This is a genomic window from Flavobacterium sp. AC267, from assembly GCF_979258715.1.
The window spans coordinates 3,786,428-3,799,965 of the sequence record NZ_OZ409875.1; the positions used below are offsets into that span (position 1 = coordinate 3,786,428).

At 35.7% G+C, this 13,538-nt stretch carries 17 protein-coding genes; all 17 read left to right on the plus strand.

Annotated elements, in window-relative coordinates; all coding sequences use genetic code 11:
• Positions 1 to 69: 69 nt before the first annotated feature.
• The 17 genes from ACZZ95_RS19980 to ACZZ95_RS20060 all read left to right on the plus strand — a co-directional run bounded on the left by ACZZ95_RS19980 (position 70) and on the right by ACZZ95_RS20060 (position 13,531).
• On the plus strand, positions 70 to 324 hold the full coding sequence (locus tag ACZZ95_RS19980) for an alpha/beta fold hydrolase (protein ID WP_463470360.1): 255 nt from the start codon (positions 70 to 72) through the stop codon (positions 322 to 324).
• A gap of 13 nt (positions 325 to 337) precedes the next feature.
• Positions 338 to 889 carry an alpha/beta fold hydrolase gene (locus ACZZ95_RS19985; protein ID WP_463471718.1) on the plus strand — a complete coding sequence of 184 codons (552 nt, stop codon included), beginning with the start codon at positions 338 to 340 and terminating at the stop codon, positions 887 to 889.
• Between the two features lie 65 nt (positions 890 to 954).
• Positions 955 to 1,275 (plus strand): phosphoribosylpyrophosphate synthetase, encoded by a 321-nt coding sequence (locus tag ACZZ95_RS19990; protein WP_463470361.1) that lies wholly within the window; start codon positions 955 to 957, stop codon positions 1,273 to 1,275.
• A gap of 338 nt (positions 1,276 to 1,613) precedes the next feature.
• Positions 1,614 to 2,246 (plus strand): hydrolase, encoded by a 633-nt coding sequence (locus tag ACZZ95_RS19995; protein WP_095954059.1) that lies wholly within the window; start codon positions 1,614 to 1,616, stop codon positions 2,244 to 2,246.
• Positions 2,247 to 2,310: 64 nt separating this feature from the next.
• Entirely contained in the window at positions 2,311 to 3,711 is a 1,401-nt protein-coding gene (locus ACZZ95_RS20000; RefSeq protein ID WP_463470362.1) for an alginate export family protein, read from the plus strand.
• A 206-nt stretch (positions 3,712 to 3,917) separates the two neighbouring features.
• Entirely contained in the window at positions 3,918 to 4,646 is a 729-nt protein-coding gene (locus ACZZ95_RS20005) for a M17 family peptidase N-terminal domain-containing protein (protein ID WP_463470363.1), read from the plus strand.
• 7 nt (positions 4,647 to 4,653) lie between these two features.
• Positions 4,654 to 5,142 carry an amidohydrolase family protein gene (locus ACZZ95_RS20010; RefSeq protein WP_463470364.1) on the plus strand — a complete coding sequence of 163 codons (489 nt, stop codon included), beginning with the start codon at positions 4,654 to 4,656 and terminating at the stop codon, positions 5,140 to 5,142.
• Positions 5,129 to 6,541: an amidohydrolase gene (locus ACZZ95_RS20015; RefSeq protein WP_463470365.1), complete on the plus strand. Its 1,413-nt coding sequence runs from the start codon at positions 5,129 to 5,131 to the stop codon at positions 6,539 to 6,541. The genes ACZZ95_RS20010 and ACZZ95_RS20015 overlap by 14 nt, the downstream gene beginning before the upstream one ends.
• Before the next feature lie 10 nt (positions 6,542 to 6,551).
• Positions 6,552 to 6,764 carry a hypothetical protein gene (locus ACZZ95_RS20020; protein WP_463470366.1) on the plus strand — a complete coding sequence of 71 codons (213 nt, stop codon included), beginning with the start codon at positions 6,552 to 6,554 and terminating at the stop codon, positions 6,762 to 6,764.
• 405 nt (positions 6,765 to 7,169) lie between these two features.
• Complete coding sequence (locus tag ACZZ95_RS20025) at positions 7,170 to 7,643, plus strand: Dps family protein (protein ID WP_463470367.1); 474 nt, start codon at positions 7,170 to 7,172, stop codon at positions 7,641 to 7,643.
• A gap of 4 nt (positions 7,644 to 7,647) precedes the next feature.
• On the plus strand, positions 7,648 to 8,331 hold the full coding sequence (locus ACZZ95_RS20030) for a YoaK family protein (protein ID WP_463470368.1): 684 nt from the start codon (positions 7,648 to 7,650) through the stop codon (positions 8,329 to 8,331).
• Between the two features lie 36 nt (positions 8,332 to 8,367).
• A complete protein-coding gene (locus tag ACZZ95_RS20035) occupies positions 8,368 to 9,909 on the plus strand; it encodes a tetratricopeptide repeat protein (protein ID WP_463470369.1) in 1,542 nt (513 codons plus the stop codon).
• An 85-nt stretch (positions 9,910 to 9,994) separates the two neighbouring features.
• Positions 9,995 to 10,645 (plus strand): sensor histidine kinase, encoded by a 651-nt coding sequence (locus tag ACZZ95_RS20040; protein WP_463470370.1) that lies wholly within the window; start codon positions 9,995 to 9,997, stop codon positions 10,643 to 10,645.
• An 8-nt stretch (positions 10,646 to 10,653) separates the two neighbouring features.
• On the plus strand, positions 10,654 to 12,009 hold the full coding sequence (locus ACZZ95_RS20045; RefSeq protein ID WP_463470371.1) for a sigma-54-dependent transcriptional regulator: 1,356 nt from the start codon (positions 10,654 to 10,656) through the stop codon (positions 12,007 to 12,009).
• Positions 12,010 to 12,085: 76 nt separating this feature from the next.
• Positions 12,086 to 12,376, plus strand: a complete 291-nt coding sequence (locus ACZZ95_RS20050) for a GNAT family N-acetyltransferase (RefSeq protein ID WP_463470372.1) — start codon at positions 12,086 to 12,088, stop codon at positions 12,374 to 12,376.
• A 184-nt stretch (positions 12,377 to 12,560) separates the two neighbouring features.
• Complete coding sequence (locus tag ACZZ95_RS20055; RefSeq protein WP_463470373.1) at positions 12,561 to 13,181, plus strand: alpha/beta hydrolase; 621 nt, start codon at positions 12,561 to 12,563, stop codon at positions 13,179 to 13,181.
• Positions 13,181 to 13,531, plus strand: coding sequence for a cupin domain-containing protein (locus ACZZ95_RS20060; RefSeq protein ID WP_463470374.1), 351 nt, complete (start codon positions 13,181 to 13,183; stop codon positions 13,529 to 13,531). Before ACZZ95_RS20055 ends, ACZZ95_RS20060 begins: the two co-directional genes overlap by 1 nt.
• Positions 13,532 to 13,538 lie beyond the last annotated feature (7 nt).

Genomic DNA, 13,538 nt, shown 5'->3' on the forward strand with positions numbered 1-13,538 from the left:
AAGTAGATTTCATCACGATACTAATTTTTCACATTATAATAAAATTTAATAATCTAAAACCATAAAAAAATGAGCACATTTAAAACACAAGACGGAACAGAAATTTTTTACAAAGATTTTGGAACAGGACAACCAATAGTTTTTCACCACGGATGGCCGTTATCTAGTGATGACTGGGATGCACAAATGATGTTTTTCTTACAACAAGGATACAGAGTTATTGCACATGACAGACGCGGGCACGGACGTTCTAGTCAAACTTCAGAAGGAAACAATATGGAAACTTATGCTTCCGACATTGCAGAATTAACTGCAAGCACTTGATCTAAAAGATGCTATCCACGTTGGTCACTCAACTGGAGGTGGTGAAGTAATTCGTTATGCCGCAAAATACGGAAAATTGCGTGTTGCAAAAGCAGTTATAATTAGTGCTGTAACACCAATTATGATCCAAAATGAATCTAATCCTGAAGGTGTGCCATTATCTGTTTTTGACGAAATAAGACAAGGAACTGGATTTAACAGAGCACAGTATTTTTATGATTTTCCGATTCCTTTTTACGGATGGAACCGTGAGGGACAAACCGTTAAGGAAGGAATTAAACACAACTGGTGGCGTCAAGGAATGATGGGTTCTGTTTTAGCTCATTATGAAGGAATTAAAGCGTTCTCTGAATCTGATTTTACAGAAGATCTTAAGAGTTTAGATATTCCAGTTTTGGTTTTACACGGAGAAGATGATCAAATTGTTCCTTTTGGTCAGGCACCAAGAGCGACCAAACTTTTGAAAAACGGAAAACTAATTTCGTATCCAGGATTTCCTCATGGTATGCCAACTACAGAAGCTGACACAATCAATAAAGACATTTTAGACTTTATTAAATCATAAGCAGATAGTCCTAAAAAGTAATCCAAACTGCCTGTAATTTTTACGGGCAGTTAAACTCCAAAATTATGAGCACATTTCAACAACCCGCTTTTGATACGGTGACCGAGGCTTTACAATGGCTGAATCTGCAAGGTTTTACAGAAAACTTTAATCTTGATGAAAATTGTATCCGTTACAATAATAATACACAAACCATGTCTCCAGAAGAATTTAAAATTGAATATCTATTTCGTTTTGAAGGAGATACGGATCCTGGAGATGAAGATATTGTTTACGGAATTACATCTGAAATCTATAATCTAAAGGGAGTTTTAACCAGCGCATTTGGAATCTACGCTGATTCTGTTTCAACAGAAATGATCAAAAAACTTTCAACACATTCCTGAAAGTTGTCTATAATTTTGAACACATAGAAAAATAGGATTTGTAACTAAAAAAAAGGCGTTTCAATTGTATTAATGCATCCCGAAGTCTCGGGACTATATGTGAGAAACTAGTTTCTTTTTATATTCTTATCATTTATTTCTAGAATATAAGCCTATGTTTCTTGTGTTTAATATATGTATGTCGAATTATACATTCTTAGTGTTTTTCATAACACGTTAATAAATTTACGAAATATCGTAACAAAAAATTATCAACATAATACATAAAACCCAATATACCAACACATTGACAGTTTGGCATTTTGTTGGCATTACTAAAACTATTAAATAAATATCCTATGAAACCATCAGTAAACTTATTATCACCAGATAATCACGCATTAGTATTAATTGACTTTGAAGGACAAATGGCATTTGCTACATCGAGCATTGCATTAAGCGAATTACGTAATAATGTTGCTATTATTTGCGGTGCATCAAAAATCTTCAATGTGCCAACCATTGTAACAACAGTATTTGAAGAAAGCTTTGCAGGACCTGTTTTTCCTGAAATTGAAGAATATTATCCAATTGCTACTTCAGGATACATTGATCGTACAACAATGAATACTTGGGAAGATGAAAATGCTTATAAAGCAATTACCGGAACAAATAAACAAAAATTAGTTTTTGCCGGATTATGGACAGGAGTATGCATCGTTGGCCCAGCATTATCGGCAATCGAAGAAGGTTACGAAGTGTATGTTATTACAGATGCCTGCGGCGATGTAAGCGACGAAGCTCACGAACGTGCGATTCAAAGAATGATCCAAGTTGGCGCAAAACCAGTAACTTCTATTCAATATATATTAGAATTACAAAGAGACTGGGCACGTCAGGAAACGTATGTTCCTGTAACTAACTTAATGAAAAAACACGGTGGATCTTACGGTTTAGGTATTCATTATGCACATAACATGCTGAAACACTAATTCAATTTTTATTTCAACTTGAAATTTGAAACCTGAAACTAAACAAACCATAACCCCCTTCATTATGTTGGAATCATCAAAATCCATATCGCAAAAAAATAAGAACTTCGGAATCATCGTTCTTTGTTTTCTTTTAATGGGAAGCATCGCATCGGCACAAAATTTTAAACTTTTGCGCTACGATGAAAACTACGAATTCTTAAAAGACTCTACGAGAAACTTCTATGAGAATTTAAAATTCGTTCCTTTAAATAAAGAGAAAGATTTTTATATGTCTCTTGGAGGTGAAGCTCGATATGAATATGTCGATTTCAACAATGAAGATTGGGGAAGATTAAATATAGGCCACAACAACTTTTTACTACAGCGCTACGATCTTCATGCCGATGTTCATTTAGGAAAAAACTTTAGAGTATTTGCACAATTAAGAAGTGCCCTGCAAGACGGAAGAGTCAACGGTCCGCGCGGTATCGATGAAGATCAGCTGAATGTGCAGAATCTTTTTTTAGATGTGAATGTATATCAGAAAGAAGACAAAAAACTCACAGTTCGAGCTGGAAGACAAGAATTGGATTATGGTTCAGGAAGATTGATTTCAGTAAGGGAGGGTCCAAATGCAAGACTTTATTTTACAGGAGGAAAAATAATGTATACTTCTTCCCGATTCTCCATTGACGGATTTGCCATGATGGCCGACACTATTTACGCTGGCGTTTTTGATAATAAAATGTCCAAACAACTGAATCTTTGGGGTGCTTATTCTAAAATAATATTCCCAAAAGCAGGAAATCTGGATTTGTATTATCTTGGAATCAGAAGAGATGAATCTCTTTTTGAAGAAGGAATTGCTCCTGAAAAACGACATACTATTGGCACAAGACTTTGGAAATATGGCGGCGGTTTTATTTATAATCTGGAAGCGACGTACCAATTTGGAACTTTTGGCTCCGGAAACATCAATGCTTGGACAGGATCTATAGACATAGGTTATTCCTTTGAAAACGTGAAATTTAAACCAACAATAAATCTTCGAAATGATTATATTTCTGGTGATAAAAAAGACGGCGACGGAAATCTGCAAACTTTCAATCCGTTATATCCAAAAGGAGGCTATTTTGGTTTTAGTCCGCAGGTTGGTCCCGTAAACCTTATCGACATTCATCCGTATGCCACAATGGATTTACTGCCACAGCTAAAGATGCAGGTCGATGTGGTTTTTAACTGGAGATATTCCTTGCAAGACGGCGTTTATAGACCAAGCGGAACCTTGAATCTTCAGGGAAGTTCTTCAACAGAAAGATATATCGGAACAGCTTATCTTGCAAATTTTACTTACAGCGTAAACAAATATATTTCAGTCGTAAGCGGTATTCAGTATTTTAAAACCGGTGCCTTTATAGACGATATCATACCCAATTCTAAAGACGGCGTTTTCTTTAATGCCCGACTTGGATTTAAGTTTTAATAAAAAAAATTAAACAAATACCATTCAAACACATAGAAACATAGATTTTATTCATCAAAAAGGCATTGCACTTGCATCAAACCACATAGCGCTGTCTATATCTATGTGTGAGAAACTAGTTTCTTTTTGTATTCTTTTATTCCTTCAGAATTCAAAATCTATGTCTCTATGTGTTTAAAAAAAATCACAACTAAAAACTAATAACAATGAAAAACACAACACTTTTCTCAGCATACAGACTTAGATACACCGCTCTAATTCTTTTTATTACAATATTTGCAAATAGTGCTTTGGCTCAAACTGCTTCACTTGGTTCTACCACAACTTGGGGTAAAGTAGACGGAGTTGCGGTAAACGGATTGGTTCAAGGACCGTCTGCGACTGAAGCAGATTTACAAATTGCCTGCGTTTTTGAATATACAGAGGGCGACATTTTTAACCCTCCTGCCCTTCCTGCAAACCTAAACGGAATGGTGCATTTAGACGATGCTTTAAAAGGTATTATCACGGAGTTACGCAAAAGCGGAAAATTTACCGGTCATTCCCTTGAAACTTTATTAATTACGCCTCCAAAAGGAACTTTGGCTTCAAAACAATTATTGCTTATTGGTCTTGGCGACCGTAATAAATTTACGCCGGATTTAATGATCAGCGTTGGAAGCACTGCTATGCGCGAAGCTTTACGTTTAGGAGTTTCTAATTATTCTTTTGCCAGCGATATTAAAGATGCGGGAATTGATTCTCCAACGGCTTTAGTAGCAACAAATGTAGTTTTAGGTTCTTTTCAAGCTTATAGAACGCAGACGTATTTAAAAGATAAAAAATTAGCCGATTACAAGCCTTTAACTAAAATTATTCTTCTTGCTGGACCTGCTTTTTACACTGTTGCGGGCGAAGGAATTAAAGAAGCTATTGCAAAACTTAACGCTAAATAATCCAATCATGAAAGCAGATCTAATTTTATTCAACGGTAAAATTCATAGTTTCAATGCCGAAACACCAAATGTTACGGCTGTAGCGATCAAAGACGGAAAATTTATTGCGGTTGGAAATGACAGTAATGTAATGGAATTTGCATCTGAGGAAACCAAAATAATCGACCTTCAAAATAAAAGAGTAGTTCCTGGAATCAACGATTCGCATATTCACCTTATTCGAGGCGGTTTAAATTACAATTTAGAATTGCGCTGGGATGGCGTTCCTTCTTTAGCCGATGCACTGCGAATGCTGAAAGAACAAGTTGACAGAACCCCAAATCCGCAATGGGTTCGTGTGGTTGGCGACTGGTCTGAATTTCAGTTTGCTGAACGCAGAATGCCAACATTAGAAGAAATAAATGCCATTGCACCAGAAACTCCTGTTTTTATTCTGCATTTGTACGACAGAGCTATTATGAACAGAGCAAGCATTAAAAGCTGTGGGGTATACTAAAAATACACCGGCGCCTCCAGGAGGACAAATCGAAAGAGATTCTAAAGGAGAACCAACCGGACTTATTATTGCTACGCCAAACGCCATGATTTTGTATTCGACTTTAGCAAAAGGTCCAACGCTTTCTTATGAGCATCAAATCAATTCGACCCGTCACTTCATGAAAGAGTTGAACCGTTTCGGAATCACAAGTGTTATTGATGCAGGCGGTGGATTTCAGAATTTTCCAGACGATTATAAAGTCGTAAATGAACTGAATGAGAAGAAACAATTAACGGTTAGAATTGCCTACAATCTTTTTACTCAAAAACCAAAACACGAATTTGAAGATTTTGAAGATTGGATCGATACCGTAAAATTATATCAGGGAGACGACATGTACCGTCATAATGGTGCGGGCGAAATGTTAGTCTTTTCTGTCGCCGATTTTGAAGATTTCTTGCGACCAAGACCTGATCTTCCTGAAAACATGGAAGCAGAACTAGAAAAAGTAGTTCGCCTTTTGGTAGAAAACCGCTGGCCGTTTCGTCTTCACGCAACTTATAACGAAAGCATTACAAGGTTCTTGAATGTATTTGAGAAAATAAATCAGGAAATTCCGTTTAACGGACTGCCTTGGATCTTTGACCACGCCGAAACTATTGACGAACGCAATATTGAACGTGTAAAAAATTTAGGAGGCGGTATCGCTGTACAAAGCAGAATGGCGTATCAAGGTGAATATTTCACAGATCGATACGGAGCAAAAGCGACAGAAAACACACCGCCAATTAAAAAAATGCTCGAAATGGAAGTTCCAGTTGGCGCAGGTTCTGATGCAACGAGAGTCAGCAGTTACAATCCGTGGGTTTCCATGTATTGGATGACAGTTGGAAAAACAGTCGGAGGTTTGCAATTGTACAATGAAACGAGATTAAGCAGAGAAACAGCTTTAGAATTGTACACCAGAGGAAGCGCTTGGTTCTCTCAGGAACAAGCTAAAAAAGGAGATATTAGAACTGGAATGTTTGCTGATTTAGTGGTTCTGGACCGTGATTATTTTACAATTCATGACGAAGACATTAAAAAAATAGAAGCAGATTTGACTATAGTCGATGGGAAAATTGTATATGCTAACGGCGATTTTTCATCCTTTTCTCCACCGCATATTCCGATTTTACCAGACTGGTCGCCAACAGCGATTTACAACGGTTATCCCGTTAGAAGTAATTTGCAGAATGCGATCGAAAAAAACACCAAAGCTGATGCTAAGCCAAGCCTGACTTCTCAAATACACAGTTGCTCTGGAAGTCGCGATGTTCATGCTCACAGCCATGATATTGCGAGAATGAGCAATGTACCAGTAAATAATTATAACGCATTTTGGGGCGCACTTGGGTGTTCTTGCTTTGCTTTTTAAATTTAAAGAAATGATTGAAATTATAAAACAAATCTTGTATTCAGATTTAGGAACATCATTCAACAATGTCGCGTTTGCAGTATTTAGAGTATTACTTGCAGTAGAACTATTTAGAGTTCATGGAATGAAGAAATTCAGAGTTGAGAATGGACAAAGGGAGCACGTTCCAAATCCACTTCATCTGCCTGAAAAACTAAACGGTTTGGTCGCAGACTTTTTCTGATACTGTAGTTCCATTTCTAATTATTCTGGGCATCGGCACCCGACTTGTTGTTCTGCCAACTATTGGCGTTACAGCCATAGGATATTTTGTAGTTCATAGAAAAGATTCACTCGAAGTACGTGACGTTCCTTATATGTACACCTTATCCTTATTATTAATTCTCGCCCTTGGAGCAGGAAAATATTCACTAGATTATTATCTATTAACATTAATAAACAATTAATTCAAACACATAGATTTTGTAGATATAGTAGTGTCTACTTTGTCAAAGTTTAAAACTTTGACAAAGTTCTCGCAAAGAACTATCTGTTAGAAACTAGTTTCTTTCGATATCCTTTTTCAAAGTCAAAGTAAATCTATGTCTCTATGTGTTTATAAAATATTATTCATTAAACCTAATTTAAAATGAAAGCAAACATCGGAATTAAACAAGAAAGCATCTCAAAAGTTGTAGATGTACTAACAAAAGTTCTCGCTGACGAATTTGTACTTTATACCAAAACAAAAAAAGCACACTGGAATGTCGAAGGTCCAGATTTTTACAACAAACACCTTTTCTTCGAACAGCAGTATGAGGCATTGGACGAAATTGTAGATGCTGTTGCAGAAAGAATTAGAACTTTAGGTCATTATGCGCCGGGAACTTTAAAGGAGTATTTGGCACTAACACATCTTTCAGAAGAATCAAGAGAAAAAAACGACAGCACTGGTTATATCAAAGAACTGCTTTTTGATCATGAAAGTATTTTGATTCACTTACGTGAAAACATCAATAATTTTGTCGCAGAACTTCACGACGCTGGAACCAGCGATTACATTACAGGCCTATTAGAAAATCACGAAAAAATGGCGTGGATGCTTCGCGCTCACTTAAAATAACATTATGGAATTACAAAGAAATATTTGGTATGTTACCCTGCTTCTTACAATGATAGCAGGGTATTGTGACACCGTAACTTTTGTCGTCGCAGATTCTATCTTTTCGGCGCACGTTACAGGTAACTTTATTGTCTTCGCTTATCAAATCATCAAAGGTTCAGATTTGCATGCTTGGGTAAAACTATTGACTTTTCCTATTTTTATAATCGCCGTAATTGTTGGAGGAAGAATTGCTTTAAAAGTAACCAATCGTTACACTATTCTATTTTGGGAAGGGCTGATATTGGTTTTAAGCGGCATTGCTTCTTACGTTTTTGGCTATTTGGAAATTTTTTCACAATGGACAATGTACGCAGTTGCTATGACTACTGTATTTGCAATGGGTCTTCAGAATGCTTTTGGAAAATTGTATGCTAAAGAAACACACGGGCCAACAACCATGATGACGGGTAATGTAACTCAGGCTTCACTTGATTTGGGTAATCTCTTAAAAAACGGATTAAAAGATGTCGACGTGCTTTTAAGTTTTAAGAAGCAATTAGTTACCATAATCGGGTTTCTTGTGGGTTGTTTTTTAGGAGCGGTTGCAGGAAAGTTTTTCGGATTAGGGACTTTAATTTTACCTGGTGCGTGCCATGATAATCTGCTATATGTACCACCGCGAAAACTAGGTCAAACATGGATTTAAGATTGTAAATTTCTGATAATATAGTATCTTTAAAAAATGAATTATAATCCCCTGAGCCACTTGAAAAATCACGTATGTTTTTTATTTATTACAGCATTTTTGTTTCTGGCAAACATACACAGTTATGCGCAGTCTATAGAAAATCCAGATGAATTAAAACAGAAAATAGCCGATGCAGGAAATGATACAAAAAAAGTCGAATTACTTCTTGCTTTAAGCGGCTATTATTTAAATAAAACTGGCGAAATTAAAACAGATCTGGATAATGCAGATTTGATCAATACGCAGGCAAGACTGCTAAGTGAACATTTAAAGTACAAGCTCGGAAAAGGGAAATCAATTCTTTTAGGAGCTCAGATTTACAGGGAAAAAGGAGATACTGAAAATGCATTAGAAAAAACAAAAAATGCCATTTCTTATTCCAAAAATAATAATCTTATAGAATTACAGGCCTCCAGTTATGGAGAACTTTCGGTTTATGATGCAGATCTGGATCAAAAAGTTAAATATAAAAAATTAGCGATTCAGCTGTTTCAAAAATCGGGAGCGAAAGAAAAACAGGCCACTACTTTAAAAGAATTGGCAGAACTATACAGTATAAGTGAACAGCCTGATAAAGCGGAACCATTTTTAAAGGAATCACTTGCCATTTATAAGTCAATAAAATTTAAAAGTTTACAAGGAGTTTATAATTTGCTTTCTGAAGTAAACACCCAAAAAGGAAATTATCCTGAATCATTAAAATACGCTCTTTTAGCAGAAAAAACGGCACTTGCGGTAAATGACAATTCATTACAATTAAGTTCTATTTACAATCATGTTGGACTTGTTTATTATTACCTGCGCCAAAATGACGATGCAGAGGAATATTGGTACAAAGCAATTGAAATTGCCAAAAATCATAAGGATACGGAATACGTGAGAACCATTGGAGAAAATCTTTGTTCGTCGCTTATTCGACAAAAAAAAGAAAAAGACGCTCTTAAACTTATAAAAGAAATGCAGCAGCAATTTCCAACTCCTCATGTCGAGAGGCTGATGAAAGAGAATTATCTGCTGTTCAATATTTACAGGATTTTGAATGATAATGCAACTGCTGGCATTTACTATAGAAAACTGGTTAATTATTACGGTGAAAATGCTGATAAAAATGGAAACAGTATTGCTATTTTAAGAAGTTTTGCCTCTTATCACTATCAAATAAAAAAATATGATGATTTCTATCGAACGATAAAACATTTAGATTCACTTGCCGCCGGCGCAGGTAATAACCTGATCCGTTCTGAAAGTTACTTAATCTGGTTTAAAGCAGATTCTTCGCGAGGTGATTATATTAATGCCATCAAGCATTATCAACTTTACAAACAGCTTTCAGATTCTGTTTTTAAAGGAGAAAAAAGCAAACAGATTAATAGTCTTCAAATTGAATTTGAAAGCGAAAAAAAAGATAAAAATATAGATCTGCTCCAGCGAGCAGGCAAAAGTACAGCAAATCCAAATTCAGAAAGATACGGTAGTCAGATCTGTCTTTATAGGAAGTGTCGTTGTTCTTATACTATTTCTGGCGTTGTTGTATAACGGATTTAGGTTAAAAAAGAAAAAAAACGAGGAATTAGAAATCAAACGTCAAAAAATTAATGAGCAGAACGAACTGAACAAAAAAATGCTGATTGAAAAAGAATGGCTTTTAAAGGAAATTCACCATCGTGTAAAAAATAATCTGCAAATCGTTATCAGTTTATTAAACACACAGTCGGCTTATTTGGATAATGAAGATGCATTGATGGCCATACAAAACAGCCAGCACAGAATGCACGCCATGTCGCTGATCCATCAAAAATTATATCAATCTGATAATCTGGCCAATATAGATATGTCGTGGTATATTTATGAATTGATCAGCTATATGAGGGAATGTTTTGATACTGATCCGAAAATCAATTTTGTTCTAGACACAGAAAAAGTGTATCTTGATGTTGCTCAAGCAGTTCCACTTGGTTTAATTATAAACGAAGCTATAAATAATGCTATAAAATATGCTTTCCCTTTAGATAAAAAAGGAGAAGTATTAATCAGTCTGAAAAACATCGGAAACAGTGATTATAAACTTTTGGTGGCTGATAACGGTGTCGGACTTCCTAATGATTTTGAAGAAACCGAAAGAAATTCGCTGGGTATGAATTTAATGATGGGATTAACGGACCAGATTGACGGAACTTTTGAAATGAATAATGATAAAGGTTTAAAAATCACAATTACATTTACAAGAAAAACAGAATTTGAAGCCACAGCCGAAAATTCTGAAATTATTTAAATAATATAATGAAGGAGAAAATTCTAATTGTCGAGGATGAATTTATAGTAGCAAATGATTTAAAAATCATGCTGTTAAAAGCGGGTTATCAAATAACTGGTATAGCTTCTTCTGTGGTTCAGGCTCGAAAACTGATTGCGGATAAAAGGCCTGACTGGGTTTTGCTTGATATTATGCTAAAAGGCGATCTTACTGGAATTGATCTGGCGTGGGAACTACGCGAGATACAATTGCCTTTTTTATATATTTCTGCCAACACCAACCAATCGACGCTTGAAGCCGTAAAAGCTACTCATCCGTATGGATTTATGGTGAAACCGTTTCGCGAAAGAGACCTTATTGTAATGCTTGACATTGCCAAATATAGATTCGATCAGGAAAAAGGAACATTGGCAGAGATTCCGCTCGATAACGAAAATCAGGAAATTGAGGGGATTATTGGAAAGAGCAGTCTTTTAAGAGAAGTTATTGAAAAAATAAAAATTGTGGCGCCAGCCGAAACTTCAGTATTAATTCTGGGTGAAAGCGGTACCGGAAAAGAAAGAGTTGCACATTCTATTCATGATCTTTCGGCACATAAATCGAATGCGATTGTAATTGTCAATTGTGCGGCATTACCGCATTCCCTAATAGAATCGGAGCTTTTTGGACACGAGAAAGGTGCTTTTACTGGAGCAAATACTTTACGGATTGGAAAGTTTGAACAAGCAGATAATGGAACTATTTTTCTTGACGAAATTGGCGAATTACCTCTTGACTCTCAGGTAAAATTATTACGTGTTTTACAAGAAAAAGAAATCCAGAGACTTGGAGGAAATAAAACGATTAAAATCAATGTCAGAATTGTTGCCGCAACCAATAGATCATTGGAAAAAGAAGTTGCAGAGGGACGCTTTAGATTGGATTTATATTACAGATTGAATGTTTTTCCTATTCAATTACCTCCTTTAAAAGACAGAAAAGAAGATATTGAAGACCTAGCCAATTTCTTTTTAAAAAAATATGCGACAAGTTCCCGCAAAAATGTCGGCAGTATTAGTGCGCCGGCTTTACAGCAATTAATGCAATACGACTGGCCGGGAAATATTCGAGAATTAGAGCATTTAATAGAGCGAAATGTACTGCTGGCCAAAACAAACGAAATCGAAAAATTTGATCTTCCGGTAAATAATTCAAATCCGCTAGAAGCAGGTTTTGGAAAAATGAAGTCGATGGAAGAAATGGAAAAGGACCATATTTTAAGCGCATTACAAATTTGTGACGGTAAAGTTTCTGGCCCAGGCGGTGCGGCAGAACTGCTGAAAATGCATACACGAGACATTGTATTCAAAAATGAAAAAATTAGGCATAAAACAAGGATATAATTAATCTAGATTAAGCATACTTAACTGCTAGTTTAACGAACTTTGTATTTGTAAACCAAGACATAAAAAAATAAATATGGAAACAATAAAACTAGAATTAGACGAAAAAAAACACGGCGCTTTTAATCTTTATGTTGAGGACAAAAAACTAGGAGAAATGACCGTAAGTTTAAAAGACGATGTCTTAACCGTTTACCATACAGGAGTTGAGCCAGAAGCAGAAGGAAAAGGTTACGCTAAAAAACTTTTGGAAGAAATGACTTCTTACGTACGTGCCAATAATATGATGGTTTTACCACTTTGTCCCTACGTACACGCACAATTTAAAAGACATCCAGATGAATATCAGGATATTTGGAAGAAATAAATAATTCTTGATAAAGTTGTCATCAAAGTTTGTCGCCATAGTTTGTTATTTCGACCGAAGGGAGAAATGACAAGCATGTGGAAATACTTTATTTGACTCAAGCAAGCACTATAATAAAGGATTAAAAAAATCTCCTAAGTATGCGTGCAATAATTATAGACAACAATACTAAAAAAATAAAATTATGAATACCGAAATTTTAACAGATGGTGTGCCTTTAGACCAGGCTAAAAAAGCTTTGATCATGATTCACGGACGCGGTGCAGGCGCTCACGATATTCTTTCAATTGCAAAACATCTTAAGGTCGATAAATTTGCATTGGTTGCGCCAGAAGCAGAAAATAGAACTTGGTATCCGTATTCGTTTTTAGTGCCAATTGAAGAAAACGAACCTTCATTTTCAAAATCATTAGAGGCTATTCATCAAGTTGTTGTTGCCATTCAGCAAAACGGAATTGAAAAAGAAAATATTTATTTCCTCGGATTTTCGCAAGGTGCTTGTCTTGCTTTAGAATTTACAGCTAGAAATGGAGCAAAATACGGAGGCGTTGTCGCTTTTACAGGCGGACTTATTGGCGATAAAGTTTATGAAAATCATTATTCAGGAAATTTTGAAAATACACCAATTTTCATCGGAACAAGCGATCCTGATTTCCATGTTCCTGTTGAAAGAGTAAACGAAACTGTCGCACTTTTAGAAAAAATGGGCGCTTCTGTAACTAAAAAAATCTATGACAATATGGGACATACCATTAGTCAGGATGAAGTAGATCTGGCGAACGAACTTATTTTTTCCAAAAAATAATGATTCAGATTACTAGAGTTTACAGCGATGATAATGGCGAAAGTCATTTTGAAGACTTTGAAGTTCCATTAAAAAATAATGGCGATATCGGATTTTTATCTGATGATGAACCTGTGAAATCAATTGTCTTCAGGGAAGTCAGCCCTTCTTATGATTATGATTTTCATAATGCGCCAGACCGTCAGTATATTGTTTTACTGGAAGGCGGCGTAGAAATCGAAACTTCATTAGGAGAAAAAAGAACCTTCGAAACAGGATCAATTTTACTAGTTGAAGACACCACAGGAAAAGGACACAAAACAAAAAATATTGAACCCAAACTGCGAAAGTCAATATTTATAAAATTATGATTTAAAC